Below are 25,878 nucleotides of genomic sequence, written 5' to 3'. Positions count from 1 at the left end.
CGCGGAAGGGAGCGAAGCCCGCCGCCGCTCGCGGCGGCACGCCCGAAGAAGTGGAACCGCAAGGCTTCCCAGGGTGTTGGGACAGGCAAGACGATCAATCCGAGCAGATCAAAATGAACGAGGAGATGACATTGGCCAAGACTGCGAAAAAGCGGGCGACGAAAAAGCGGGCCCCCAAACGTGAGCTGATCGCGCCGCGCGGTGACAAGCGTTTCATCCGCCGTGACGCGAAGGGTCGCATCAAGGAGAGCGATGACGTCAGCCGCTCTCTCGCGCAGGATCGTCGCAGGAAAGCAAAGAAAAAGGCTGCGCTAGGGCAGGGGGACCGGGGCGACCGCAAGCCCGCGACGGCGCGCACACGGAAAAGAACGCTTGCCCAGCGCTGATCCCACGCAGGATCTCTTCGCGGAAGACTTCCTTCCGCAAGGCCTGAAGTATCAGGATGGATTCGTCGGTCCTGAGGAAGAAGAATTTCTGCTGCGCCAAATTGAGTGCTTTCCATTCAGGGAATTCGAGTTTCACGGCTTCACCGGGAAGCGCCGGACGGTTTCATTCGGCTGGCGTTATGATTTCAATGGAGGCGGCCTCACGAAGGCCGAGGACGTTCCGGAATTTCTTGCCTTCCTCCGTGCGCGAGCCGAGGCCTTCGCCGGCATCGCGTATGGAGACTTCCAGCAGGTCCTCATCACTGAATACGGACCAGGCGCAGGGATCGGCTGGCACAAAGACCGTTCCGTCTTTGGCGACGTCCTGGGCATCTCTCTTCTTTCCTCCTGCACATTCAGACTGCGGAGGAAGGCCGCCAATGGCTGGGAACGCCGCAAGCTGATCGTGGAGCCCCGATCGGCCTATCTCCTGCGCGGCTCTTCGCGCACTGAGTGGGAGCACAGCATTCCCGCAGTCACGAAGCTTCGCTATTCCATCACCTTCCGCAACATTCTCGAACGGGACAGCCGACTGTGAGCCGGCTATCGACTTTGCCCAAACGCCTGCAGCCGATGCTCGCGACGCTTACGGATGCGCCATTCGACGACAAGGGATGGGTCTTCGAGGACAAATACGATGGCTTCCGGATGGTCGCGAAAACGCAGAGAGGCAAGGTCACGCTATACAGCCGCAACGGCAAGATCATCAGCCACAGCTATTCCGAGGTCGCGGAAGCGCTCCAGGACGTAAAAGGTGACGCCGTAATCGACGGCGAACTCGTGGCGCTCGACAAAGAAGGCGTCTCACATTTCCAGCTGCTGCAGAATGCGCTGCGTCATGATGCAAAGCTCCAATATTGCGCATTTGACCTCATGTTTCATGATGGGGAGGATTTGCGCGGACTGCCGCTGCTCGACCGCAAAAAGCGGCTAAGGTCCATCTTGCCGCGTCACAAGCTCCTCGCGTTGAGCGCGCATCGCAAAACATTCGGTACAAAATTTTTCGAAGAAGCCGAAAGCAAAGGTCTTGAAGGCATCATGGCCAAGCGCGCTGATAGCAAATATCTGTCGGGCGCCCGCACGGACAATTGGCTGAAAATCAAGGCCTCGAAACGGCAAGAGGTCGTCATTGCCGGGTTCACGGTTCCAAGGCGGACACGCCCATTCTTTGGAGCCCTTGTCCTTGCAGTACGCGAGCAGGATAGTTGGCGCTATATCGGTCATGTCGGCACAGGTTTCAGCCACAAAACGCTTGGGGAGCTGCATGGCAAACTCATGCCGCTCAAAACTGCTAAGTCCCCGTTTTTAGCAAAGGTGAAGGATGAAGCCGTAACGACCTGGGTCAAGCCGTCTCTAGTCGCGGAAGTCAAGTTTACCGAGTGGACAAAGGCCGGTGAAATGCGGCACCCGGTTTATCTGGGGCTTAGAGCGGACAAGCAGGCAAAGGAGGTCGCGCGGGAGCACGAAAAGCCGCGCGGGTAGGTTCTGTTCGGATTGCGGCTCCCACCTAGGAACTTTTGCGTATGCGTCGCCTTATCGGGGGTAAGCGAGGTGCACAGCCATGTGGTGGACAGTAGCGAAGGAAGCGGTAGCCAACTGGTCGAGCCACAAGGACGCCCGTCAGGGAGCGGCTCTGGCCTATTACTCCGTCTTTTCGCTTGGACCCATTATCCTGATTGCAATTGCTGTTGCAGGTCTCATCTTCGGTCAGGAGGCCGTCACTGCCCAGGTGATCTCGTCATTAAAAGCGATGCTGGGAGAAACCGGTGCTAAGGCTGTCGAGGCAATGCTGGCGGGGGCAAGTCGTCCCGCCGCAGGCGTCCTCGCAACGATCCTTGGAATAGGCGCGTTGCTGTTCGCCGCCATCGGTGTCGTCGTGCAGTTGAAGGACGCACTCAATGTCGTGTGGGAAGTAGAAGAGTCCAAGCAGAGCGGCCTGTGGCACTTCGCCCGCAGCTACGTCTTGTCGTTTGCAGCGGTGCTGGCCCTCGGCTTTCTTCTCCTGGTGTCGCTCCTGGTAACGGCAGGTCTCGCGGCCGCCGGTGAATTCATCGCGCCCTATCTGCCCGAAGGGATTCTGCATCTCGTCAGCATGCCGGCGTCGTTCGCTGTTGTGGCGGTTTTGTTCGCCATGATGTTCAAATGGCTGCCCGACGTCTCTGTCGCCTGGGCTGACGTCTGGCTCGGCGCGCTGCTCACAGCCCTTTTCTTTGAATTGGGCAAGGCCGCGATCGGCCTCTATATCGGAAAGCAGGGGCTTGAATCGACCTACGGCGCCGCGGCCTCGATCGTCGTGGTGTTGATATGGGTCTACTACACCTCGCAAATCATCCTGATGGGCGCCGAGATCACGCACGCTTACTCCAGGCGTTATCGCCATCATTCAACAGAAACTCACCCCGCTCCCGGCGTAGCGCGCGGGCGGGCTTGAATGCATTAGGAACGGCGGTCGGATAGACGCATTGCCCCTTTGCTACGACAGCAAAGGAGAACTCATCAATGGCAAACGAACAGAACCCCAACCAGGGCCAGCAGAACCAGCAGGACAACCGAGGGGGCGGCGGTCAGCAGGGTCAAAACCCGAACCAGAAGCCAAGTCAGCAAAGCCAGGACCCCGGACAAGGCCAGCAGGGTTCAAAACCCCAGTCAGAAGCCAGGTCAGCAGAACCAGGATCCGGGACAGGGGCAGCAAGGTAGGCCAGGGCGGACTGAACCGTTGAATAAGCTGAAGGCCTGGCCTCGTGCCGGGCTTTCGCCGCTAACAGCTGAGTTGACGTTTCATCCGAATGACGGGTGCATCGAGACGTCAGGTCGCGGGAAAGACCGTCGCAGGATCAATGGCCGAGAACTAAAGCGACCAAAGTCGAGTGACGCTTCCGAGTCAATCAAAAGAAAGCAAATGGCCCGCTTGGATAACCAGCGGGCCATTCGTTTATTTCCGATTCTTATCAAGTGCTTGAGCCATTTCTAAATGGTGCCTTAGGGCCGGCAGGGTCTTGCCAGCCCAGTCCTTGAGTTTAGGATCGTCGCCACCGCTCGCGTAGCGCTCGAACAGCGACACCGCGTCCTTATGGGCACTCACTTGCATGGCGTCGTACTCTGATGCGAAATCCTCGGGCTTGGCGTCACGCAGCTTGGCCAGCTTTTTCTGAGAGGCGTCATCTATTGAGGTCGGAACAGCCGCTCTAAGATTAGCAGGAATCATGGCTTTGAGTTCGTTACTTGTCTTAGTGTGATCGGCGAGCATCATTCCGGCGAACTTTTTCTCTTCACCATTGCCTTCTTGCTGCGCGATTTTTGCGGCCTCGATTTCTGTCATGTCGCTCATGGCGACTTCCTTGATAAAGTCTTCGGTCTTTGGCGCAATGCCAAGCGCGGAGTTGACTCCGGACTTTTCACCGATGGACTGGGAAAATGAGGGGGAGGCGAGAGCAGCGAGTACTGCGAACGCGAGGATGGATTTCTTCATGTTTAAATTCCTCTGAAAGTTGGATTTCAGCGTCCCAACCCTCCTTGAGAAACAAGGTTCCTGCGCCAGCCTGCTTGAGAGCCGTTTGCTGAGTTACGTAACCGGCGCCGTGCGGTCACAGCCAGCCTGGAGCAGTCACTACCGCCTCGCCTAATGAAGACGGCTTCTGCGCTATCTTTGAGTCAGAACGCTGAGCCGTCCGTCACCTTCGAGAGTAGCCAGCTTGATATCTTCGTATTTATCGACACCCTGTTCGCGCAGCTGCGACTTAAGTTCATCCTCGGTAATCATTTCCTTTGTCAGATTTTGAGGAATCAACCTGCCGTCGCGAATGAGCGTAAGGCTGGGAGGTTTCAGATAAGGCCGGGTCACTGGAAAGCGCCATGCTATCCAGTCCAGCAGATATTCCCAGGCAACGATAGTAAGAACAAGCGTGAGACCCTCCGTGACCGAGCCGTACTCTTTTCCAAGCCCATTCTGAGCGGCATCGGCAATCAGGACGATGACGAGAAGGTCCGCAGGCCCGAAATGTCCCGCTTGGCGTCGCGCCATGAACCGCATGATCATGAACAGCCCAAGGTACATGAGGCTTCCGCGGACAATGATCTCTGCAAGTCCGATCGCCGGCACGAACACGGAACTCCAGTCAACGGATAGATCCATGGCTTACTCCTGATGTGTCTGCCCAAACGAAGGCCTCGCTTCATGAATGACGTCTGTAAAGGACTTAACCCTCCGCGATCCTGGCCAGCAGACGGTCGATGAAAACCGCCTGCCCCTTCAATATCCTCGTCCGAGCCTCCTCAACGTCAACCCACGCGGCGCGATCAAGTTCGGCAAACTTTTGACGCCGCCCCGTTCTTGGCGGCCATTCCAGCTCGAACGTATTGCTTTTCAGATCGGCGACGTCCCAGTCGTCTTCGACGGCCCATACGTGCACAATCTTTCCTCCTGGCTGCTTCGACTCGCAAGGGGGGTCGACGGTCCGCGCGGACGGTGACCCTTCTCTTCAGTAGACTTACGCTTTGCAGCGGCGAGGGGAGTTTCATTGGTCGCGATCAAGCTTTGGGATCGACCACGCTCCAACATCCTGCGCCAGAAGGGACCCCCGGATGACCGGTCCTAAGGCTGCACGGCAAGTTCGATGGCGGCCTTCAGCCCCTCGATCATAAAGGGCTTCCGAAGAGCAGGGCGGTCCCGGAATGCTTCGGGTAAGCCCGACACGCCGTAGCCGGTCGCAAAGATGATGGGCCGCCGTCTTGCCGCGATGAGCTCGGCCACGGGCGTGATCAGCTGGCCGGCAATATTCACGTCGAGAACCGCGAGATCGAAATCGGCGGATTTTGTCTCATCTTCCACGATGAGGACGCTGCACGAACTGACTGACGATCCATTCATGCCAAGCTTCCCGGACTGAAACGGTCCCATTTTGAAGGGCAGGAAGGTTTGTATCATCAATCTCGTCGAACCGATGCCCCGTAGAAGTGCGGACGTAGGCTCTGGTCTGTTGTGGTGGGCCGTGGAACGATTTCGGTGGGAGACGGTGATCTCGCTGTTTAGGGGCTCTCAAAATAGTCCATTTAAAGATCCTCCCGAAGGCCCTTGAAGAATGGATGGCGTACCTTCCCCCGGCAGACTTGGCGCGGTACTCGATCTCGGCGTTTAGCTCCGGCTCCACCCAGATACCCTTGTGCGCAATCCGCTTCGTGTAGGGCAGTGTTTTGCGGATCAGTGGCGTGAGGCGCTTACGCAGCTCAGCGGCAGATTGCTTTTCGAAGCCGTGGTCGACTTTGCCGGCATAGATCAGGTCATCGCCTTTGCGCCGAGCGACATAGATGCCGTCCCAATCGTTACCGTCGAGCGCAAAGCCGGCAATGGTTAGCGTCTCGCGCAGAGCGCAGGTTTTCTTGACCCAGTCCCGGCCGCGCCCGGAAAGATAGGGACTGTCGCGCACCTTGGAGACGACTCCTTCCAACCCAACCTTGCAAGCGTGTGCGAACATTTCCTTGCCGCCGACGTCGAAGCTTTCGCTGAACTGGATGTCTGTGCCGTCAATGATCTTCTTCAGATGCGCCTTGCGCTCGATCAGCGGCAGCTTTCGAAGATCATAGCCGTTGATAAAGGAGATCGAAAGTGACGAGGGACGATCTTGGTCGACTTTTCCTTAAGCTCATTCTGCAGCACTGAAAAGTCGGTCGTTCCGTCAGCCGAGGGAACGACGACTTCGCCATCGATGATGGCCGAGCCGGCGCCGATATGCCATGCATCATCGGCAATCTTCCTGAAGCGTTTGGTCCAGTCGTTGCCGCGGCGCGTGAGAACCTTTACCGCTTCGTTCACTAAATGAACCTGCACGCGGTAGCCGTCGAACTTGATCTCATGAATCCAGCGATCGCCGGACGGCACTTTGTCAATCGACGCTGCCAGCGCGGGCTCGACGAATCCGGGGAAGGGCGCCTTCACGCCGATCGCCGCCGCCTTCTTGCGCTGAAACGCCACAACAAAACTGCACGCCACTAAAGCTGATTCAAACTGGCAGGGGCGAACCGTTTCGCTCGGGAAAGCCGGAACCGCATTATGAGGCGCGACGGAACGCAGGGTCGAACCACCCTTCGGCATGCGGGATAAATAGGCAACCGTTGGCAAAATTGCGAGTCGAGCCTCGCGGCGCGATCGGCTATGCTCATGGGTGACGTTTGCGTCGTGGAGTTGCGTTATGGGCAGATTGGACGCCTGCGATTGTGCCGAGAGGATCAGAACGTTTAGTTAGAGGTGAGCGATTTCGGCCGGCACCGCCTTGCATGGTGTGAGACCGATGTTGAGGCGACCGATCTTGAAACCATCATCAGCGATTTGCTTGACGGCCAATATACGAGCCCCGTGCGCGTCGTCAGTTTCAATGTACGCGAGCGCTGGGCGCGCGATGTCTCGGAGCCGAAATCCGCCGGCGCTCCGACATGCAGATGAGGGAAGTCCCCGCGCACCTGGAGGCATCCGTCGAGCGCCACGAGAACGAAGACAGGCGGCAACTCACGCTTCCGCTTGGTCTGGCGGGCAAGGCCTCAACGGCCTCAGCAGGGGGGCGGAAAGATGAGGCCGTCTCGGTGTGTGTCATGCTGTGCCGATATGCCTTCGGCACGGAATAGCAACACAAGCCAAAGAATAGCGTTCCTAGATGAAAAAAACGGCCTGATGGAGCGCATCAGGACCGCACCTGCGGCCCTTGGAGGGTTTTTGATATTGAACCGACAGGCAGGAAGTCTATTCGGCTTAATAAGGAACGTTCCTATTGCGATCGCGAGATGCCATCTTGAGTGTTGCGCTCGATCGTGAGTTTTGTGCACTTTGTAACACTACTCTGTCAGATTTGTCCGTTAGGAACGAAGGAATATATCGAGCGTTTCCCCGCACCCCCTAACCGAAAGGAGAGCGCGATGGATCGCGAGCACGTTAAAGGAGTCGCCGAGAAGACAAAGGGTTCTATCAAAGAGAACGCTGGCAAGCTGACCGGTGACAAGGAGATGGAAGCCGAGGGTAAGCTGGACAAGGCGAAGGGTAGCGCCCACAATGTTGCGGGTGACGTAAAGGACGCGGCGCGTGATGCTGCCGATGACCTCAAAAAGTAAATAGTCACTCGCCGAATTACGACGCCGTTGTTGATTGCATATGGCCTCGGTGCACGGTTTGCGCCGGGCCATTTTTATGCCCCGCGACTTATAAGAGGAACTTGACTCCGATCATTTTTCCCGTACGCCAAATTGCTATGCATTTGATGCGGTCTGAGGTGACCAGCAATGTAAATTGCGCTGGAAGCTCGATTCTGCCGGATAGCTCTAAGGCGGCCCCGGTCTCGGAATGGTTGCGAATGACACAGGCAGCCACTTGCCCGCCAAATTCAATGGTGCCTTTCATAATCAGGCTGACCACTTGTCTTCTTCGCGCCTGGCTTCATCATCGTTCAGGCGCTCTGCGATTTCGTCAGCAACGATGGGATCCTCCGCATCTGCAATGGGAGTGCCGTCCTGCTTCTTGATCTTCTGACCTTTGACATCAACGGGGAAATCTTCGGGCTGTAGTGGTTTCCTTGGATTTGATGTCATGTCGTCCTCCGGGGCGCGATGCTGCTCTCACTGGCTTAAGCTCCCCGCGAAGAATGGTTCCTATCGCGCGGATTCGCGATCGGCGCATTTCGCCGCAGAAATAATAGGAACGAAGGCAGCGTCAAAAAAAATTGCCGGTGCTTCCACGGTACAAGGAGAACGACCATGAAAGTATCAGCGATCGCGGTAGCATTGTTCTTTGCGCTGGGCTCAACGTTGGCTGTCGCCCAAGGTGCAGGAGGGGCTGGGGGTGCGGGCGGAGCAGGCGCGGGCGCCGGGGCGGCGCAGGTAGCGGGGGCGCTGGTGCCGGCAGCGCAGGTGGCGGAGCGGCCGGTGCTGGCGGCACAGGTGCCGCCGGTGGAGGGGGCCCAGCCGGAACAACTGGATCAGCCGGCACAACCGGTAGCCCTGCCGACGCAAGCACGCCAGACCAAGAAACGAAAAGGATGAAAAGTAATTCGGATCGCAGGACCGTGAGGAAAAGCTGGCAGAAGCCGTAAGCGGGTCGGGCGCCGTTGGTGAGTTGTAGCCGTATCGCGCTGTGCCGACCGTGGCGCAACAGTAATTCTATGGGCGTGAAGTGCCGTTCGTTAGTCCACTTTGCACCCAGGACTCTGTTCGACCGCACCTGTTTTCGGGGTGAGCGTGTGCCTTGCCCTGCTCGGGCGGCGGTTCGCGGGATTCTGGGCGGACCCTTTTCTCAAGATTGAGGCCGCCCCAACGGGCGGCCTCTTACAGCGTCTCTACTGTTTGTTTACGCCGTCCTTTACGGCACCCGGTGTGGTGGCAGTGCCCGTGTTTTTGACGCCGGCCGCGGTGTCTGCGCCGGAAGTGCTGGCGTCTCCTCCGGGCGACGGTCTGCTAGCCCCGGTGGTGCCTTTGTTCATGGTGCCGGTGCCGTCCTTCATCGCGCCCTCCGACGCGCCTGGTCCAACATTGCCTTGGCTCGACGCACCGCCGCTGGGCTGAGCGGTCTGCGCGAAGGCCGTAGGGGAAGCGAGTGCCAAGATGCAGACCGAAGCCAACATTATCTTCTTCATTAAATGATCTCCCTAGGTTTTGTTTGTTTCACCCAAGGAAAACAGCCGCTCATTGCTTTCGTTCCTGTTCCTGGCCGCTTGAATGAGGAATGGCCCCAGCCTCTATGTCGGCGTGAGGCCGTTTTCGCTGTTCTTTGGCCTGGAGTCGAGAAGGCTTGGCAATGGCCGCATCTGCTGGCCAGGAGTATCGGTCGGCTCGTCGGGAGGTGGATCAATTTCGTCCACTTTCTTCCCGCTGATTAGGAGACCAATAAAGCCAGCGACCACCAGCAAGGCCCCTGCGATCATCAGCCAATGCGGTAATTCCAACGATGCCAGCATGAGCCTCTGCCGAATCTCCAGCTCCTGTGTCGCGGGAGCAATGCGGCTGAAGTGCATGGGCATTCCACCATCCAGCGAGCCAAAACGGCCCAGGTTTTCAGGCTGGGGCCGCCAACCTGGAGGCAGGTTTTCTTCCAGCCAGGGGGGCTTTGGGGGCATCGGCCGGAAGCGAGGAATCGACGCCTCGCCGTGTCCGGAGTTCCAATGATTGCAACATTTTCCCGATAGCGCGGCGGTGGCTTGACCAAGCGGAAGCGCCCCACCTGATGATCGCCGCAAGGGGTCGTGGATTGCGAGTCCGGGGCGGTGGCGCTGTAATGGCCGGCTATGAGCACCAAATCGCGCGAGGTAATCTGGGGCGGCCGGATCATGGGCGCCGACATTCGCGCCAAGAGCGCCCGGGAAGAAGCCAGGAAGGCCGCCCGCGAAGCCGATCGCGCCGAGGCCGAAGCATGGTCGATCCGCATGGAGGGCTACGGCGGACCCGCGCAGCCGTCCCCTACCATCGGCCAATGCCTCGACGGCGGCCTAGGCTGGCTCGAGGTCGAATGCAATCGCTGCAAGACGCGGGCGAGCCTGCCGCTCTACGCCATCCGTCGGCCGCGGGACACGCCCATATGGAAGCTGGAAGCCTCACTGAAGTGCCGGTCCTGTCGGAAAGGTCGCTCGGCGCCGCCGGTCCGCATAATTAAGCTGACCGAGGCCCGCGAGGTCACGCCCTACAAGTGGGTGCATCCGGACGAGGAGCGGTGATCCAGCGAGGGACTGAAGCCCTTCTCAACTCGTTCGCTTGAACTGTGTCGGGTGATGGCGGTCGATCCCACCGCACCGCCGCGACTCAGGTTCTGCGTCTGCCGGCGCAATCACGCGCCGTGGCACTTTGGGCGTCCTGATCCTGTGAGCGCCTTTCTCGGCGGGCACACTTTCGAGCCACAAAGCCACCAATGGTCATCTCGGGACGGCACGCTCCGTGAAATTTTTGAAACGATGCGGGGCCGGGCGCGTTTGTGTTTCGGAGGTTCCATGCACTCTGCCGGTTACATCTTCGACGTGGAAGGCACGCTCGTCGACTGCGTGCCTCAGACAATTTTTAGCCTGCAGATGTCCTTGGCTGACTTTGGGCTAACCATTCCATACGAGACCTCGCAACTCTATGTCGGCCTCGATGGTGATCAGGCGCTGCAACTGCTTGCTCCGGGCTTCAATGAGCCGACGCGCAAGAAGGTGCTAACTAACCGGGCTTCGCACTACCGAAAAACCTATCTGAGCGGCATCAAAGCATTCCCCGAAGTGCGAGAAATGTTCCAGGCTTTGAAGAAAGATGGCGCCAAGATCGCGCTCGCCACGGACTGCAAGGGGCCTGAACTGAGACGGTACTTGGCGCTTCTGAACGTAAACGATCTGATAGACGCTATGGCTTGCGGCGATGACGTAGAGCATGGAAAGCCAGATCCCCGATTGGTGGGTTTGGCTTTAAGAAAGCTTGGTCTCCCGGGATCGGAGGTCGTGATGATCGGCGATACACCCTACGATGCGGAAGCGGCCCAAGGGACAGGCACGGCTGCAGGAGGCGTTCTAACTGGCGGGTTCTCAAAAGAGACCCTCCTGCAGGCCGGGTGTTTGGCGGTGGCGCGGGAGTCCGGGACACGGGGAGAGTGCAGGAAATGTCGCCCGCGACGCGGCTCACGCCATCGGCAGCGAAAACATCGACATCGAGGCACGGGACGTCGATGTTCCGTTAAGTGAGTTGGGAGAGCGCCAGGCAGCTGCGCTGGGGCGCTGGTTTGAATCGATGTCCCACGTTGAAAGGCCGGAGGTCATACTTACTTCTCCATACCTCCGCGCCCGAAGCACGGCAGACGCAGTCCGCGCGGCATTGAACTCCAGTTCGCAAGCAGGTGACATCGTTGCCGATGAGCGATTGCGGGAGAGAGAGTTCGGTATTCTGGACCGTCTTACGAAGTTCGGCATTCAACAGCGCCACCCCGAACTGGCATCCGCTCGCCAGTTGATGGGGAAATTCTACTTCAGGCCACCTGCAGGAGAGGGCTGGTGCGACGTCGTCCTGCGACTTCGCAGTGTCCTCGATACGGTCAGCCTGCATTATTCCGACAAACGGGTGCTCATTGTCAGCCACCAGGTTGTCGTTCTTTGTTTTCGATATCTCATTGAGCAGTTGGATGAAGCATCGATCCTGGGAATCGATGCCGAGGGTGACGTAGCCAATTGCTCGGTGACGGAATACGTGCTTGAGCGAATGAATGGGGCCGACGCCTTCCTCAAGCTGCAGCGTTACAACTTCATTGCGCCGCTCGAGGAAGGCGGCGCACCTGTCACCTCTGCTCCGGATGCAAAGGTGGCAGCTCGATGATCGAGGGGACGCTTAACGATCAATATTTGCGTGTTCATCCGCTTCCGAAGCACCAAGCGGGTGACAAGCATAGCAGGGGTCGAGTTCTGATCATCGCCGGTCATCTTAACGTACCGGGAGCCGCTCTTCTGGCCGGCTCGGTGCCTTAAGGGCTGGAGCCGGCGTCCTGCGCATAGCGACGTGCCGAACGAACGCTCCTCATTTGGGCGTGGCCATGCCGGAAGCTATGGTGATCGGTTGCTCCGAAAACTCCGATGGTGAAATCGCCGGCCAGAACGGCCAGCACCTTGTTGATTTAGCGTCGAGTTCGGACGCCGTTTTGATAGGCCAGGTATGCTGGACGAGACGTCCGTAGGAGAGTCGTGTTCAAAGCTATTGGAGAAAGTGGATGGACCGCACTTCGTTTTGGACGCAGCCGCCTTTACATCCCTTCGTGATATTGAATTGCCTAGGGGTCAGCAGGGACGGATCGTATGCACGCCCCACTATGGAGAGATGGCAAAGTTTCTGAAGTGGGATCGCGAGGAGGTCGAGAAGGATGCTCTGGGCGCCGCACGGGCGGCTGCCCGCCGTCTTCAGGCAGTAATTGCGATGAAGGGTGCAAACACTCACGTCGTTTCACCCCAAGGAGAAGCGCTCTTGAACAATCACGGCACGATTGGTCTCGCCACGTCCGGTTCAGGAGACACCCTGGCAGGTATCTTGACGGGCCTGGTTGCGAGGGGAACGGCCCCTTATCTCGCGACCGCATGGGCCGTACATATGCATGCGGAAGCTGGTCGACGGTTGGCGCATCGGGGTGGCCTTCTTGGCCTTCTTGCTCGCGAGATACCGGGGGAGATCCCCGCGATCATGCGGGAGTTCGATTGAGCCACAAGCAGGCGAACTGGAGATGCTGACACTTCATGGAGACGACGGTGGCCGGGGTCACATCACCGAGAATGAAGACGACCTGACTCGGGCGATAGCGTTCTTAATCATTCCTGGAGGGGCGTTTCTTTATCCAGCGCCTCTTGCAACTCTCTTTTGGCTTGGTGGTAAAATTCGTCGTCTTTACCCGATGGCTGGCCAGCTCGCTGCCAGAGTTCGTAAGCTCGCCGGATAACATCCATTTCCTTGGGTTCGGCCATGGTTCTCTCCTAATACGCAGTCCCGCCTCTTGGGGCTGTGACGTCTGAGGGCGAGAACGCCAGGGCCGCAATGCTCCTACGCAACACTCAACACGGAAGGAATTAGCAGGTTCCTGCGGACATCGGCGCGTCATCTTCCCATGGAGGAGCACCGGAAGCGGTTGCTCGCTGACACCTCCGGGGTGCAGACCGAGCGGGCGAAACTTCAACTTTGGGCGCGTCTGGAATCAGAGGTCATGGGGCCAAAAAGAGGACCCGCTTGGCTCCTTAGGAACTGGCTACCCTTGCCGATGTTTTCATTTTTTAAGGGGCCGTCCATGAACATTTCATCTCTGGCTAACGACGAGCTTTCCCAGGCTGCCGCTATGCTGCGTCGTACTCCCATCAGGGAAGGCAAGCCATTTCCTCTCGGCGCCACCTGGGATGGATTGGGCGTCAACTTCGCGCTGTTCTCGGCACACGCAACCAAGGTAGTGCTCTGCTTGTTCGACGACACCGGTGAAAGGGAAGTGGAGCGGATCGAGCTACCGGAATACACGGATGAAGTGTGGCATGGCTATTTGCCGTCTGCTCGACCGGGTACCGTCTACGGCTATCGGGTCCACGGTCCATTTGAACCGGATGCCGGACATCGCTTTAATCCAAATAAGCTCTTGATTGATCCCTACGCCAAGCAACTCGTGGGAAGGCTACGCTGGGGCCAGGAGCTGTTCGCCTATCAACTCGATCATCCCGACAAGGACAAGTCCTTCGATGAGCGCGACAGCGCTGGCCTCATGCAGAAATGCCGGGTGATTGATCCCGCCTTCACTTGGGGCGCTTCCCGCAAGCCAGAAACGTCCTGGGAACGCACTATTTTTTACGAGATGCACGTCAAGAGCTTCACCCGGCTGCATCCGCTGGTGCCGGAAAGCGAGCGGGGCACCTTTGCCGGATTGGCTAATCCTAATATCCCGGCCTACCTGCGTTCGCTCGGAGTTACCAGCGCCGAATTGCTGCCAATCCACGCTTTCGTGGATGACAGCTATTTGGTCGATAAGGCCTCTGCAATTATTGGGGATACAACTCATTGGCATTCTTTGCGCCGGCGCCGCGCTATCTGAATTCATCAACGGTGAACGAGTTCAAGGAGATGGTGAATCAGTTTCACGCTCACGGGATCGAAGTAATCCTCGACGTGGTCTACAACCATACCGCCGAAGGCAATGAATTGGGACCCACGCTTTCTTTTAAGGGGATAGACAACGCCAGCTATTACCGCTTGATGCCGGATCAGAAGTGCTACTACATTAATGACACCGGCACCGGCAATACAGTCAATCTCTCGCACCAGCGCGTCCTGCAAATGGTGGCAGATTCGCTCCGCTACTGGGCGAACGAGATGCGGGTCGACGGCTTTCGTTTCGACCTTGCGACGATTTTGGCGCGAGAGCCCCACGGCTTTGATGAAGGTGGAGGATTTCTGGATGCATGCCGGCAGGACCCAGTCCTATCTAGCGTAAAACTTGTCGCAGAGCCCTGGGATATCGGACCCGGCGGCTACCAGGTCGGCCAATTTCCCCCGGTTGGTCGGAGTGGAATGACAAGTTTCGCGATACCGTTCGTGCCTTCTGGAAGGGCGACGCGGGTGTGCTGCCTGATTTCGCCAAACGCATTACCGGTTCAGGCGATCATTCAACAAGCGAGGGCGTAAGCCCTGGGCCAGCGTCAATTTTGTCACTGCACATGACGGATTCAACCTGAACGATCTGGTCTCCTACAATGACAAGCACAATGGGCCAATGGCGAAGATAACCGGGATGGGCATTCGAACAATCACTCCTGGAATCATGGTGTCGAGGGACCGACCGATGACCCGAAGATCATGGCTGTCCGTGAACGGCAGAAGCGCAACTTCATCGCCACCATGATGCTCTCACACGGTACGCCGATGCTGCTGGCGGGTGACGAGTTCGGTCATTCTCAGAATGGAAACAACAACGCATACGCTCAGGACAACGAGACGACCTGGCTCAACTGGCTAAATATCACTCCGCAAGGCCGGTCGTTGCGAGAGTTCACGCGGGAGCTAGCCGCAATAAGAAGGGCGTTTCCAATCCTTTACCGCAGCAGGTTTGTGGTCGGAGCGCTGAACGAAGAGCTGGACGTCAAGGATGTCACTTGGCTGACGCCGGTCGGCGATGAGATGACGGCGGAACGATGGCAGGATGGTCACACGCGCTGCTTCGGCATGCTGCTCGATGGACGAGCGCAAGAGAGCGGGATCAAGCGTCGCGGCTCAGATGCTACGCTTCTACTCATCTACAACGCGCACTTCGATGTCGTAAACTTTACGCTCCCTGATGTCGCCGATGGCATGGATTGGCTGGCGTTGGTCGATACGAACCAACCCGAAGCGAAGCCCGCGTCATTTCCCTTCGGGCACAAATATGCCGTCACTGGACGGTCGCTCGTCGCGTTCGGTCTGTCTGCGGAAGACACCACGACACGCCGGCTCCGTCAGGGAATGGGGTCAATTCTTCACGTGATGGAGAAACCGCTTCCACTCTAGAATGCGAGCGCTCTGTTATCTTCGGCCATACTCCTACGGGCATCGGCGCGCGCGAGAGGCCTCGCGTGCGGGACCTTCGCAGTTCCGACCCTTAGGAACTTAACGGGGCGACAAATGTTGCGCTTGGGCCACTAGTCTGAAGGACACTTCCCATGAGCATCATCTGGACCATCATCGTCGGATTTATCGCCGGCGTCATCGCCAAGTTGATCATGCCGGGCGATAATGAACCTTCGGGCTTCATTCTCACCACGATCTTGGGCATCGTCGGAGCATTTGTCGCCACCTATCTGGGGCATTCGCTGGGCTGGTACGGGCCGAGCGAGGGCGCCGGTTTTGTGGGAGCTAACGTTGGGTCCGTACTCGTGTTGCTGGTTTACGGGCTCGTTGCAGGACGACGGAGGACGATTTGACTCCCTGTGTGAACCCCTTGCAGATGACAGGCGATGCAGACGCCCCTTAGACTCCGCACCCCGCTGGAGTTGGCCAATCTGCTCAGCGCGGTTGCCATCGCGCTGCTCGCTGTCATCATAATTGCTACCCTGTATTTTGGTCGCGAAATCTTTGTACCTATTTCTCTCGCAATACTCCTCAGCTTCGTGCTGGCTCCCTTGGTCGGCCTGCTGCAACGAATCCGCGTTCCTCGCGGCCTTGCAGTAGTCGGCGTAGTAGTCCTCGCATTTGGGCTCATCTTTGCGACGGGCAGTCTACTGGCGGCGCAGCTCGCGCAGCTCGCGGAAGATCTGCCCCGTTATCAAACTACAATCACGGAAAAGATCCAATCGTTCAGGCAAACGACGGCCGGACGAGGCACCCTTGAACGCGCATCGGGGATGCTAAAGGATTTGAGCAAGGAGTTGGACAAGCCCAAAGAGTCCGCTGCTCCATCTTCTTCCGGTCTGACTCCCCGGACTACCGCACCGACGACCCCCGTTCCGGTCGAGGTAAGGCAGCCCGATCCGGGCGCGCTTCAAGCTTTGCAAGCTCTAATTGCTCCCTTGCTTCATCCGCTTGCCACGACGGGTATCATCATCATTTTCGTCATATTCATCTTGCTTCAGCGTGAAGACCTGCGTAATCGTCTCATTCGGCTAGCCGGTTCGCGCGACCTGCATCGTACGACCGCCGCCCTTGATGACGCGGCTCGCCGCCTGAGCCGACTCTTCCTTTTTCAGCTGATGCTCAACGGATCGTTCGGTGTAGCAATTGGCATAGGTCTTTGGCTTATCGGGATCCCGAGTGCAATCCTGTGGGGCATTCTCGCGGCTGTGCTCCGCTTTGTGCCCTATATCGGCGCCGTCATCGCCGCAGCCTTTCCACTTGCTCTTGCCGTTGCCGTTGATCCCGGCTGGTCGATGCTGATTTGGACGGCGGCACTTTTCATTGTGGTTGAGCCTGTTGTAGGGCACGTCATTGAACCGATGGTCGCTGGCCGCAGCACGGGGCTTTCGCCAGTGGCCGTGGTCGCTTCCGCGACGTTTTGGACGGCACTTTGGGGACCCATTGGCTTGGTTCTCGCAACGCCTTTGACTGTGTGTCTCGTAGTGCTGGGGCGGCATGTCGAGCGGCTGGAATTTCTTGATGTCATGTTTGGCGATAGGCCGGCCCTTTCGCCTCCAGAAATATTCTATCAGCGTATGCTGGCCGGTGATCCAACAGAAGCCGCGGACAAAGCCGAGGAATTTCTGAAGGAACGATCGCTTGCGTCGTATTACGACGAGGTTGCTCTGAAAGGTCTGCAACTGGCTCAAGCTGATGCGGACCGCGGCGTTCTGAGCGATGAGCGTCTAACCAAGATCCGGGATGCAGTAAGCGAGTTAGTCGACGATCTTGAGGATAGCGGCGAACGTTCACCTTCCAAGCCCGATGCAGTCTCCGACCCTGAAGCCTCGTCGGCGGTGGAGAGCGTCACAGCCAATCGGTCGACCGAAGACATTCCGGTTCTTCAGCCAGAAGAGCTGCCGCCTGAGTGGCAGGGGGAAACCCCCGTACTTTGCATCGCGGGGCGGAGCTTAATCGATCAAGCGGCAGCCATCATGGTAGGCCAGCTCACTGCCGCACACGGCCTTAAGGCGAGAACAGAAGGTCCGGAGGCGCTGTCGACCACAAACGTATTTCGGCTCCAGACTGCCGGGATTCATATTATCTGTCTCGTTTACATGGACACGAGTACACCGGCCCACATGCGATACTCTGTCAGGCCTGCGACGCAAATTTCCTAAAGGGATCGTAATGCTTGTGTGCTGCAAAAATGAGGTCGATGAAGACATCCTTGAAAGCCTGTGTGAAAATGCGCGCGCCGATAAAGCGGCTGCCAGTCTGACGGATGCGACCCGCCTTTGTATTGATGTCGTTCGACCGCCCAACCTAGGCAGCAATGAGGAGAACGCGAGCTCGTCAGTAAAGACGGTTGCTTAAACAGGTCATTAAAGGTACGGAGCGCAAATTCCGTTTCGCAAAAACGGAACTTATGCCTTCGTCACGCGTTCCCCGGGCATTACATGGCCGCAATGCTGCAGACCCATGGCGCGCCTCTGCCGAGTCGTTTGCCGAACCCTGCCGAGAGGTCGTGCTCGTGTTTAGAGTCTCCAAGGCCTTTCTTCGATCGCCGAGGTGTGCCGCGTCTAATCGGCGATCCTTCGGCACCGACCAGTGGCGCTTTTCCGGGTTGTGATCAGCAATATCTCCAGATCATTATTTCGCGTCCGATAGGCGAGCGCTGCAAACTGTGTGAGCTTCACCGGCTATCCTCCGGAAGGCGTAGAACAACTTATACTAAGCGAGGTTCCTGGAAGGATTGTGGTGGGGTCTGCAATCCGCGAAAAGGAGCGAGGCTCTGCTCTCATCTTTCCACATACGCGCATTCACCTCCTTCAAACGCACGATCGTCGTTTTGCGCGGGTTAGGCGGCATCTACGTTCGGCAGGAGAAAACTCAATGAGTGAGATGGAGCAGGGTAGAAAGGCTGGCGGCAGCGGAAAGGCATTTACGACAGCGGTTGTGTTAGCAATCATCGCCTGCATGCGCTACTTGTCTGGAGCGTCTTCCTCTGAAACGCGCATTGATTGCTGGGGCGTTGGGCGTTGACATGGAGAGAGGGATTGCAGGCAGATAGTCCGACATTCTGATATAGAAGGGCCCACTATAAATTAATGTTCACAGTGCAAACGCTCCTTGCGCGCAGCTATGCTTTACCCCCGCCTCGGTCCCATGGACGCAGCAATTCCGGCGTCCTCATATCGTCGGGTATCTGGAAATCACGGGCGGCGCCACTTGCGGCTTGCAAGCCCTTGGGAAATCCACTGCGGCGGCTGTAATCGCGTATCGCTGTCTTCCGGTTACCTTTCTCTGCGTTCAATCCGTTGGCGCAGGCCAGATCGATCAGCGTCACGGCGGCGAGCGTGGCGAGCGCCAGTGTGCTTCTGCCCTTGCTCTGATTGTCCTGTTGGACCCCGGTCGCCACCGTTGCAATGTCGGCTAGATCGCCGGCCACGCGCGTCCAGATCCACGGCTCTGGATCGTGGCTTCCCAGAATGGCGATGCCAGTTGCGATTTCGCGCGCGCCGTAGCCGCGAACGACGGTTTCGAGACCCTTAACACCGGCCGCCCTACAGATCGCGCCCGGTGCAACCAGCTCGGCTATGCCAAGCGCTAAGGAGAAGTAGCCGAGCCCTCGCGCCATTTTGTCGTGCGACGATTGCGAGCGTCCGGGAAGTGCGCTTCTGCGGACCACATCATGCATGGAGCCCTCCATTCATTCCCGGTTTCAGCACCACCTTGATGCAGCCGTCCTGCTTGTCGCGGAACGTCTTGTACATCTCGGGCCCACGTTCGAGCGGCTCGGTATGGGTGATGACGAAGGAGGGATCGATCTGATTTTCGAGGACTCGGTTGAGCAGGTCGTCGGTCCATCGGTTCACGTGGGTCTGCCCGGTCCGGATGGTCAGTCCCTTGTTCATGACCGCGCCAAGCGGGATTTTGTCCAGCAGGCCGCCATAGACTCCGGGGATCGAAAGGATACCGGCGGGACGGCAGACATACATCATTTCGCGAAGCACATGCGGGCGATCCGTTTCCAGCATCATGGCCTGTTTGGCACGGTCGTACATCGAGTCCACCGAACCGGTCGCATGAGCCTCCAGGCCGACAGCGTCGATGCACTTCTCCGGACCTTTGCCGCCTGTGAGTTCATTCAGCCTTTCTACGACATTCTCCTCTTCGAAGTTGATCATGATTGCGCCGCCCGCCTTGGCCATCGAAAGGCGCTCCGGAAGCCGATCAATCGCGATAACCTGTCTAGCGCCGAGCAGCACTGCGCTTCGAATGGTCATTTGGCCGACGGGGCCGCAGCCCCAGATCGCCACCGTGTCCGTCGGCTGGATGTCACATTGCACGGCGGCCTGCCAGCCGGTGGGGAAGATGTCTGATAGGAACAGCAATTTTTCATCAGGGATCCCATCCGGGACCTTGATGTGCGTGGCATCTGCGAAGGGGACGCGCAGGTATTCCGCCTGACCGCCGGGATAGCCGCCGGTCAGATGTGTATAACCAAACAGTCCCGCTGTCGTATGTCCGAAGGCCTTGTCGGCGAGGTCCTTGTTGCGGTTCGTCGTTTCGCAGACCGAGAAGTTTCCGCGCCTGCATTGCTCGCATTCGCCGCAGATGATGGTGAAGGGGATGACTACGCGGTCGCCGACCTTGAGCGATTTTCGTGCCGCCGGCCCGACCTCTACGATTTCACCCATGGTCTCGTGGCCCATCACATCGCCGGATTTCATTCCGGGCATGAAGTGGTCGTAGAGATGAAGGTCCGAGCCGCAGATCGCGCAACTCGTGACCTTGATGATGGCGTCCCGCTCGTGTTCTATGCTTGGATCGGGGACGCTGTCGCAGCGGATGTCCGTGGTGCCGTGCCAAACGAGTGCCTTCATGACGATCTCCGCAGCATTGCAAGTTGTTGCGCTTGTTGAACATCAGGTGGAGGCATTCGTTCCACTGTAGCGCTCTGTAAGGCCGCTCGGTGAGGCGGCCTTACGATATGACGTTCCGTGGCATTTCCGGCTGAAATGCGTCCCGGGCCGCGGTTCAGGCATCCTCTTCTTGTTCCTCCTCCTCTTGCTCAGCTTCGAGGTTAATAACCGAGGTCGCAAGCTCGGTCAGCGCCTGATCGGTTGCTTCCTCCTCATCCAGTGTCGCCTGAAGCAGACTTGCGGCATCGGACATGCCGAGTTGTTCGGCCCAGGTGCGAAGCGTGCCGTAGCGCGATATTTCATAGTGCTCGACCGCCTGTGCGGCGGCGACAAGCCCTGCATCAAGGGCAGGCATTCCGCGAAACTCTTTCATGATTTCCGCGCCCTCGTCGGCAATGCCATTGATCGCTTGGCATGTCTTGCCACGCGGCGGTTTGCCAATTATTCGGAAAACCCGATCAAGCCGCTTGACCTGCCCTTGGGTCTCGCGGAGGTGCTTGTTGAATGCGGCGGTCAGATCCTTGGATTGCGCGGCCTTCGCCATCTTCGGCAATGTCTTGATGATTTTGTTTTCAGCAAAGTAAATGTCCTTTAGCGCTTCGTGAAACAGATCGCTGAGCTTCTTCTGCGGTCGGTTGCCGCGCCGCGCAGCCGACTTTGCTTTCTTCGCCCGCCTTGCCATGAGTTCTCCTTTAAATCCGTCTGAGAAATGTCTGCCCCGCGATCAAATGTTCCGTGACGACGAAGGTTCCAATGCGAGATCGGCCGCTCCGGCCGACCCATTACTTCAGCGTGTAAAGGAACGGGGTGATGTCGCGCGAATCCTGCAGCGTAACGTTCATTTGCGGGACGGCATCGGCGGGCAGGGCTTTTTGCGGGTTCTGAATCCACAAGGCCATGTTTTCAGGCGAATTGCTGATGAAGCCCGCGAGGTAGCTCCGCGTGCCCACATGCAGCAGCGGAAGGCCGACAGTGCCTTTGGCATCAGCGATCCGCGGAATCAGATGGCAGCCGCCGCAACCAAATTGCTTGATCAGGGCCATGCCGCGCTTGAGATCGCCGGAAAAATTGGGTGGACCTTGCTTGCTCAGATTTCGTATCGCGCGCCCAGCAAAAGGCCCAAGCAGGCGAGGGCGAGCAGCGGCAACAATGCCCTCGAGGGGTGCGTTCGCCGCTTTGGTTGGCCCGTCTGCAAGACATCCGCATTCGCCGGGCTGGGCGCGGGTCCAGGCGATCTGTGATTTCGTCCACCGTCACATCGCCTTCGGATACGAGCACGCGCGCGCCAGCAAGACAGCATGGGAAGCCTACGCGGAAAGGCAAGGGCGTCTGCCGCGACTCCGCTCTTCTCGCCCTCGCGTTCTGCCACTGCATGAATATTCCCGCGCGCTATTGCACGGGGTACCTAAGCGACATCGGCACGCCCAAACCCTCGTCCGCGGGGGATTTCGCCGGCTGGTTTGAAGCCCATATCGGCGGGCATTGGCGCACCTTCGATCCGCGCAACAACGTGCCGAGGATCGGCCGCGTGCTGATCGCACAGGGGCGCGATGCTTGTCCCGATCACCCAGACGTTCGGCCCAAACACAGTGGTCAGTTTCAAGGTCTGGACCGACGAGATCGCGTGACGAAGGATAATCTCACTTCCGAGTTTGGCACCTTTGAGACATGGCGACCCGCCCCGACGGTGTCCGTTTCAAGGGGAAGACCGGAAATCGTGGGCAGACTGTCAAATGACGCGAATGTGAAGGTTTGCGGATGCCGGCCCCATGATGGTGGCGCTGCGCACGCCGGAGGCCGGCGTACGCAAACCTCCAAGGGAGGAAACCGCGGGAGGTATGGCGAGGCCGCTAAAGCGACTTGCTGCGCCGGTCGACGTCACGATCCATCTGGAAATCCAGCCGGTCGAGAACGAGGTTGGGAGTCAACGGCGGATCGGGTGACTGGTTCCTGGCGGTCTTTGGTTGTCAGGCCTGACCCCGCCCAGTGTCTGGTACTGGCGACCGGGAGCTCGCGCGAGGGCGAGGACTGCTTTGGAACAATGGCGCGGACAAGGCGTTCAACGGCATTCAATCCGGAGGATGCCATGGGATTATTCACAAAAGAGATCAAGACAATGGACGACCTCTTCCTGCACGGGCTGCAGGATATTTATTATGCCGAGCAGCAGATCACGAAGGCCTTGCCAAAGCTGATCGAGAAAGCGACCAACCGCGATCTCATCGCGGGCCTCAAGGCGCATCTGGAGGAGACCAACAAGCAGATCGAGCGGCTGGACAAGGTGTTCCTGAAGCTCGAGAAGCAGCCGAGCGGTACCCAATGCCCGGCCATCGATGGTCTGATCAAGGAAACCGACGAGGTGGCTGGCGAAGTGGACGACAAGGCCGTGCTGGATGCGGCGATCGTTGCCGGCGCGCAAGCCGTCGAGCATTACGAGATCTGCCGGTACGGTACGCTGATCGCATGGGCCGAGAAGCTCGGTCACGACGAAGTGGTCCGCTTCTTGACGACCAATCTCAACGAGGAAAAGGCGACGAACACCAAGCTTAATACGATCGCGCTTCGGAAGGGCGTCAACGCCAAGGCGTCCAACGCAGCCTGATGCAGCAGTCCGTAGGGTGGGCAAAGCGACTTGTCCGCCGTAGCTCAACGAGCGAATGTCGATGGTGACGTTCTTCCTGGCGCACCCCAACTCTCGCTGGCGACCTGTCCGTTCGATCGCGGCCTTGCCCAGGTTCTGCAGCAAAAGCCTACCGCTCTGAACCGGTGCCGTGACTTTTGAATTCTAGGTCAATGGGCGTCAGCGGACTGCGAGCCGGGGAGTCATCGTACCGCGCCGCTAAGTCCAGAAGACGCCTTTTTGTGAAACGATCGGTTGCTATCGCTGCCAACTCACGCGCCGTTTGGGCGCGTTGTTTCTTAAATTCGGTATCCAACATGACACATCTCCAAAGCCATCACCCGAAAAGCTAGATGCTACTCAAGACAATGACATCCGCAAAATGGATGCGCGGATGAATGTGGATAAGCCGAACGGGGAGTACCAATCGCCGGTGTGAGCGGTTCGACATGCGCGGCCCGAGCAGGGTTCGCGAGTTCCAATCCTGCGATATTTTCGCCACACCGTGTACTCAATCGGATCCATTGCAAGCCACCCAAGTTTACAACGGCGCACCTCGGTAGATACTCGCGCCGACGCAAACTTCGAAGGGAGTCGTGCGGTGTCGGCAGTTCGGTTTGACAGCGAAATTGGCTGGGACGGTAATAGCCTGACTGACTGTCTGGGCTACCGTGAATGTTCCCGCGTGTTCTGCGAGATTCTTCGGTCTACTATTCATGGAGTGCCGCTCTTAAGCGACGAGATTTCGTGGGAGATTTCACGGGATCGTGCAGCAATTTTTGATCGTCTGCGACCAGCCGTTGTCGCGAAAGTCGTTCGCAGTCGTGACAAGTCGATACGGCTTCATTCGTCCGACGTCAGTGCGCCAGCACTCGAGCTGGCCGTGGGCTGATGTCCTGAAATTAGACGGGCAAATTTCGATAGTGCGTCGCCTTCTCTCTGTAATGCTGCCGCGAATGCTCTGCGGGATATTTTCTGCAATCAGCCTCTAGAGGTGGGGGTGTCGTGAGGCAAAGGGTATTGACGATGAGGTCACTGCTCATTCTCGTTGCTATCTGCTTTTCGGCAACCGCATTCGCTCAGAGTGCGCCGCCAAAGGTCGGTAACAAATCGCTGGTTCAGGTAAAGCCGAAAGAGCCGATGGGCTGCAAACTCGTTGGAACGGTCCGGGGCACAAAGCTATGGGCTGGTGACTGCATAGGGTCAGAGCTTAGGGGCTCGACAACCACGACGGAAACGCAAGCCTTGCCTGAGCAAGCGACCGCAGTAATCCCGCCCGGTCAGAAAGAGTAAACGCGGCTCAGACGCCTGCCCTCCGGGGAAACGCAGGAATGTACGTCGTCACGCTGGTCACGCAAAAAGGCGGAAGCGGCAAGAGCACGCTCACCGTGGCCCTTGCTGTCGCTGCGATGGAGGACCCAAACGGCGTTGCCGTGATCGAAGCAGATTCGCAAGGCACGGTATCAAGCTGGCGCCGACGGCGCACCAACCCCTATCCGCGCGTTGATCGGGTTGCCGATCGCGTTGAAATTGAGCGTGCAATACCTCGCCTCAGGGCCGAGGGGGTCAGGCTCGCAATTATCGACACCGCAGCCACGAACAACAACTTGAGTAGCTGCGCCATTTCGGTGGCTGATTTTTGTCTCATCCCGGCCCGTCCGAGCCCGGCAGATATAGAAGCTGCGCTGCCCACGCTTACCACCATTCGCAGGTTCAACCGCCGATTTGCCTTCGTCCTCAACCAAACGCCGCCTCGCGGCTATCGGCTGAGCGAAGCTGCGACGGCACTCAATTCGCTCGGAGTACTCGCGCTGCCCTTCATCGTCCAGCGCAACGACTACCAGGACGCGCTCGGGGCGGGTTTGGGCGTCACAGAATTTGCGCCCGAAGGAAAGGCCTCCGAGGAAATTCGCGCGTTGTGGGGCTGGGTTTCGAAACAACTCAACAGGGAGGCGGTGGTTCATGGGTAAACCGCGGTCAAGGCAGCCTGCTCATGCGCGCCCCGTTCGTCGCTCGCTCGTGGAGATCACGGCCGCTGCAGTGAGCAGTGCCGCACGTGATGGAGAGCGCGTGACGTCGCCCGCTCCGATCGCGACTTTCTTCGAGGACGTGAAAGCAGGTGAAACCGCAGCTGAGGGCACTGACCAGCTCACCATGAGCATCACGGTTGCCCCTCCGGCCACGGGGCATGCGGAGGCCTTGGCGGTAATCCAATTGCCTCATCCGGCAGACGCGCTCACCTCGAGCGCTCGCGCGATCTCGAATTCCGCCGATGGTGCCATCGAAATGGCTGTGGAGGCCGTTGAAGATCATCGTGCTCCTGTCCTGCAAAACCTGAAAGTCTGTGTGAGTGCCTCACTGGGTGATGTGAAGGACATTGCCAGCCGAGAGTTGCCGACCGGTCCAGTGCTGGAACCGGCGACTCAGGAAGCGATCAGCAGCCATGGTGCTGTAAGCTCGGACACGATCCCGGCGGCTACCATTGCTGCGACCGTTGCTGACTACCAGGCCAAGGCGTTTGGACTCACGGAGGCGAACATGAGTGCCGCACTGGAGTACGCGCAGCAGCTGGTCAATCTGAGGTCGCCCTCCGATTTCATCAAATTGTCGAGCACGCATGCGCGAATACAGATCGAGCTGATGGTCAAGCAGTCCAGCGAATTGCGGTCGCTTGCAATGAACTTGACGCCGTCCTACGACACCCACACCGCTGCTGATCCCCAGGTGTTAACAAATCCACTGACCGGCCGTAGAGCGCGTTGGTTCCGAACGTGATGTTTTCTTCCTGCGTGGACTGCTGATCTGGTTTGCCGAAGGAAGGATTGATGAACGGCACGTTCCTGATCGCGCTTGGCGCGGCTTGAGGAAGCAGGGCTTGGGC

At 58.3% G+C, this 25,878-nt stretch carries 30 protein-coding genes and 4 pseudogenes; 19 read left to right on the top strand and 15 right to left on the bottom strand.

Going from position 1 to position 25,878, the window contains the following annotated elements; translation table 11 throughout:
- The first annotated feature begins 131 nt into the window (after positions 1-131).
- The 4 genes from IVB22_RS39575 (at position 132) to IVB22_RS39560 (ending at position 2,856) form a co-directional block, all read left to right on the top strand.
- Positions 132-386, top strand: a complete 255-nt coding sequence (locus IVB22_RS39575) for a hypothetical protein (protein ID WP_374207858.1) — start codon at positions 132-134, stop codon at positions 384-386.
- Positions 373-963, top strand: a complete 591-nt coding sequence (locus tag IVB22_RS39570; RefSeq protein ID WP_247522549.1) for an alpha-ketoglutarate-dependent dioxygenase AlkB — start codon at positions 373-375, stop codon at positions 961-963. Before IVB22_RS39575 ends, IVB22_RS39570 begins: the two co-directional genes overlap by 14 nt.
- Positions 960-1,907, top strand: coding sequence for a non-homologous end-joining DNA ligase (gene ligD / locus IVB22_RS39565; RefSeq protein WP_247522548.1), 948 nt, complete (start codon positions 960-962; stop codon positions 1,905-1,907). The genes IVB22_RS39570 and ligD overlap by 4 nt, the downstream gene beginning before the upstream one ends.
- Positions 1,908-1,986: 79 nt before the next feature.
- A complete protein-coding gene (locus IVB22_RS39560) occupies positions 1,987-2,856 on the top strand; it encodes a YihY/virulence factor BrkB family protein (protein WP_247522547.1) in 870 nt (289 codons plus the stop codon).
- Positions 2,857-3,357: 501 nt separating this feature from the next.
- Here the strand turns inward: IVB22_RS39560 and IVB22_RS39555 are convergent.
- From IVB22_RS39555 to IVB22_RS39535, 6 genes and pseudogenes are all read right to left on the bottom strand, one after another.
- On the bottom strand, positions 3,358-3,894 hold the full coding sequence (locus tag IVB22_RS39555) for a DUF4142 domain-containing protein (protein ID WP_247522546.1): 537 nt from the start codon (positions 3,892-3,894) through the stop codon (positions 3,358-3,360).
- Positions 3,895-4,065: 171 nt separating this feature from the next.
- On the bottom strand, positions 4,066-4,557 hold the full coding sequence (locus IVB22_RS39550; protein ID WP_247522544.1) for a DUF421 domain-containing protein: 492 nt from the start codon (positions 4,555-4,557) through the stop codon (positions 4,066-4,068).
- 459 nt (positions 4,558-5,016) lie between these two features.
- The gene (locus IVB22_RS39545; RefSeq protein WP_247522542.1) at positions 5,017-5,253 is read right to left on the bottom strand and encodes a hypothetical protein; all 237 of its coding nucleotides are present in this window, start codon (positions 5,251-5,253) and stop codon (positions 5,017-5,019) included.
- Positions 5,243-5,848 carry a hypothetical protein gene (locus IVB22_RS39540; protein WP_247522591.1) on the bottom strand — a complete coding sequence of 202 codons (606 nt, stop codon included), beginning with the start codon at positions 5,846-5,848 and terminating at the stop codon, positions 5,243-5,245. The genes IVB22_RS39545 and IVB22_RS39540 overlap by 11 nt, the downstream gene beginning before the upstream one ends.
- A 12-nt stretch (positions 5,849-5,860) precedes the next feature.
- Positions 5,861-5,962, bottom strand: a pseudogene (locus tag IVB22_RS41765) (DNA ligase); the annotation flags it as partial.
- 17 nt (positions 5,963-5,979) lie between these two features.
- Positions 5,980-6,540, bottom strand: coding sequence for a hypothetical protein (locus tag IVB22_RS39535; RefSeq protein ID WP_253075357.1), 561 nt, complete (start codon positions 6,538-6,540; stop codon positions 5,980-5,982).
- Between the two features lie 788 nt (positions 6,541-7,328).
- Here IVB22_RS39535 and IVB22_RS39530 point away from each other — a divergent pair.
- Entirely contained in the window at positions 7,329-7,520 is a 192-nt protein-coding gene (locus tag IVB22_RS39530; RefSeq protein WP_247522541.1) for a CsbD family protein, read from the top strand.
- A gap of 88 nt (positions 7,521-7,608) precedes the next feature.
- Here IVB22_RS39530 and IVB22_RS42225 read toward each other — a convergent pair whose 3' ends face one another.
- Positions 7,609-7,806, bottom strand: coding sequence for a PilZ domain-containing protein (locus tag IVB22_RS42225; protein WP_374207857.1), 198 nt, complete (start codon positions 7,804-7,806; stop codon positions 7,609-7,611).
- Positions 7,807-7,808: 2 nt separating this feature from the next.
- The gene (locus IVB22_RS39525) at positions 7,809-7,994 is read right to left on the bottom strand and encodes a hypothetical protein (RefSeq protein ID WP_247522539.1); all 186 of its coding nucleotides are present in this window, start codon (positions 7,992-7,994) and stop codon (positions 7,809-7,811) included.
- A 165-nt stretch (positions 7,995-8,159) separates the two neighbouring features.
- Here IVB22_RS39525 and IVB22_RS39520 point away from each other — a divergent pair, with 165 nt between their 5' ends.
- Complete coding sequence (locus tag IVB22_RS39520; protein ID WP_247522538.1) at positions 8,160-8,444, top strand: hypothetical protein; 285 nt, start codon at positions 8,160-8,162, stop codon at positions 8,442-8,444.
- Between the two features lie 345 nt (positions 8,445-8,789).
- Positions 8,790-8,963 (top strand): hypothetical protein, encoded by a 174-nt coding sequence (locus tag IVB22_RS39515; protein WP_247522537.1) that lies wholly within the window; start codon positions 8,790-8,792, stop codon positions 8,961-8,963.
- 173 nt (positions 8,964-9,136) lie between these two features.
- Here IVB22_RS39515 and IVB22_RS39510 read toward each other — a convergent pair whose 3' ends face one another.
- On the bottom strand, positions 9,137-9,418 hold the full coding sequence (locus IVB22_RS39510) for a hypothetical protein (protein WP_247522536.1): 282 nt from the start codon (positions 9,416-9,418) through the stop codon (positions 9,137-9,139).
- A gap of 264 nt (positions 9,419-9,682) precedes the next feature.
- On the opposite strand from IVB22_RS39510, the gene IVB22_RS39505 reads away from it, so the two are divergent.
- The 4 genes from IVB22_RS39505 to IVB22_RS39490 all read left to right on the top strand — a co-directional run bounded on the left by IVB22_RS39505 (position 9,683) and on the right by IVB22_RS39490 (position 12,596).
- Positions 9,683-10,108: a hypothetical protein gene (locus tag IVB22_RS39505; protein ID WP_247522535.1), complete on the top strand. Its 426-nt coding sequence runs from the start codon at positions 9,683-9,685 to the stop codon at positions 10,106-10,108.
- Between the two features lie 270 nt (positions 10,109-10,378).
- Positions 10,379-11,101 (top strand): HAD family hydrolase, encoded by a 723-nt coding sequence (locus tag IVB22_RS39500; protein WP_247522534.1) that lies wholly within the window; start codon positions 10,379-10,381, stop codon positions 11,099-11,101.
- Position 11,102: 1 nt separating this feature from the next.
- Positions 11,103-11,726, top strand: coding sequence for a histidine phosphatase family protein (locus IVB22_RS39495; protein ID WP_247522533.1), 624 nt, complete (start codon positions 11,103-11,105; stop codon positions 11,724-11,726).
- A gap of 333 nt (positions 11,727-12,059) precedes the next feature.
- Entirely contained in the window at positions 12,060-12,596 is a 537-nt protein-coding gene (locus IVB22_RS39490; protein ID WP_247522532.1) for an ADP/ATP-dependent (S)-NAD(P)H-hydrate dehydratase, read from the top strand.
- 107 nt (positions 12,597-12,703) lie between these two features.
- On the opposite strand, the gene IVB22_RS39485 is transcribed toward IVB22_RS39490, so the two are convergent.
- A complete protein-coding gene (locus IVB22_RS39485) occupies positions 12,704-12,856 on the bottom strand; it encodes a DUF2934 domain-containing protein (RefSeq protein ID WP_247522531.1) in 153 nt (50 codons plus the stop codon).
- Positions 12,857-13,173: 317 nt separating this feature from the next.
- Here IVB22_RS39485 and glgX point away from each other — a divergent pair.
- From glgX to IVB22_RS39470, 3 genes and pseudogenes are all read left to right on the top strand, one after another.
- A pseudogene (gene glgX, locus IVB22_RS39480) lies at positions 13,174-15,407 on the top strand (glycogen debranching protein GlgX).
- 152 nt (positions 15,408-15,559) lie between these two features.
- On the top strand, positions 15,560-15,820 hold the full coding sequence (locus IVB22_RS39475; protein ID WP_247522530.1) for a GlsB/YeaQ/YmgE family stress response membrane protein: 261 nt from the start codon (positions 15,560-15,562) through the stop codon (positions 15,818-15,820).
- A gap of 33 nt (positions 15,821-15,853) precedes the next feature.
- A pseudogene (locus IVB22_RS39470) lies at positions 15,854-17,825 on the top strand (AI-2E family transporter).
- A gap of 766 nt (positions 17,826-18,591) precedes the next feature.
- Here IVB22_RS39470 and IVB22_RS39465 read toward each other — a convergent pair.
- From IVB22_RS39465 to IVB22_RS39450, 4 genes are all read right to left on the bottom strand, one after another.
- Entirely contained in the window at positions 18,592-19,149 is a 558-nt protein-coding gene (locus tag IVB22_RS39465; protein ID WP_247522529.1) for a cyclase dehydrase, read from the bottom strand.
- Positions 19,142-20,338, bottom strand: a complete 1,197-nt coding sequence (locus IVB22_RS39460; RefSeq protein ID WP_247522528.1) for a zinc-dependent alcohol dehydrogenase — start codon at positions 20,336-20,338, stop codon at positions 19,142-19,144. The genes IVB22_RS39465 and IVB22_RS39460 overlap by 8 nt, the downstream gene beginning before the upstream one ends.
- A gap of 154 nt (positions 20,339-20,492) precedes the next feature.
- Positions 20,493-21,059, bottom strand: coding sequence for a ferritin-like domain-containing protein (locus IVB22_RS39455; RefSeq protein ID WP_247522527.1), 567 nt, complete (start codon positions 21,057-21,059; stop codon positions 20,493-20,495).
- Positions 21,060-21,159: 100 nt separating this feature from the next.
- On the bottom strand, positions 21,160-21,420 hold the full coding sequence (locus IVB22_RS39450) for a cytochrome C (protein ID WP_247522526.1): 261 nt from the start codon (positions 21,418-21,420) through the stop codon (positions 21,160-21,162).
- A 166-nt stretch (positions 21,421-21,586) separates the two neighbouring features.
- On the opposite strand from IVB22_RS39450, the pseudogene IVB22_RS39445 reads away from it, so the two are divergent.
- The 3 genes and pseudogenes from IVB22_RS39445 to IVB22_RS39435 form a co-directional block, all read left to right on the top strand.
- A pseudogene (locus tag IVB22_RS39445) lies at positions 21,587-22,005 on the top strand (transglutaminase family protein); the annotation flags it as partial.
- Positions 22,006-22,146: 141 nt separating this feature from the next.
- Positions 22,147-22,320 (top strand): hypothetical protein, encoded by a 174-nt coding sequence (locus IVB22_RS39440; RefSeq protein ID WP_247522525.1) that lies wholly within the window; start codon positions 22,147-22,149, stop codon positions 22,318-22,320.
- Positions 22,321-22,463: 143 nt separating this feature from the next.
- Positions 22,464-22,979: a ferritin-like domain-containing protein gene (locus IVB22_RS39435; protein WP_247522524.1), complete on the top strand. Its 516-nt coding sequence runs from the start codon at positions 22,464-22,466 to the stop codon at positions 22,977-22,979.
- A gap of 148 nt (positions 22,980-23,127) precedes the next feature.
- On the opposite strand, the gene IVB22_RS39430 is transcribed toward IVB22_RS39435, so the two are convergent.
- Positions 23,128-23,316, bottom strand: coding sequence for a hypothetical protein (locus IVB22_RS39430; protein WP_247522523.1), 189 nt, complete (start codon positions 23,314-23,316; stop codon positions 23,128-23,130).
- Positions 23,317-24,328: 1,012 nt separating this feature from the next.
- Between IVB22_RS39430 and IVB22_RS39425 the strand changes: the two genes are divergently transcribed.
- Positions 24,329-24,967 (top strand): ParA family protein, encoded by a 639-nt coding sequence (locus IVB22_RS39425; RefSeq protein WP_247522521.1) that lies wholly within the window; start codon positions 24,329-24,331, stop codon positions 24,965-24,967.
- Positions 24,960-25,772: a phasin family protein gene (locus IVB22_RS39420; protein WP_247522520.1), complete on the top strand. Its 813-nt coding sequence runs from the start codon at positions 24,960-24,962 to the stop codon at positions 25,770-25,772. The genes IVB22_RS39425 and IVB22_RS39420 overlap by 8 nt, the downstream gene beginning before the upstream one ends.
- The last annotated feature ends 106 nt before the right edge of the window (positions 25,773-25,878 follow it).

The sequence above is a fragment of the Bradyrhizobium sp. 190 genome (genome assembly GCF_023073415.1).
Taxonomy (GTDB): domain Bacteria; phylum Pseudomonadota; class Alphaproteobacteria; order Rhizobiales; family Xanthobacteraceae; genus Bradyrhizobium.
The sequence above is the reverse complement of the archived record's forward strand: the minus strand, read 5'-3'. Positions and strand labels throughout refer to the sequence as shown.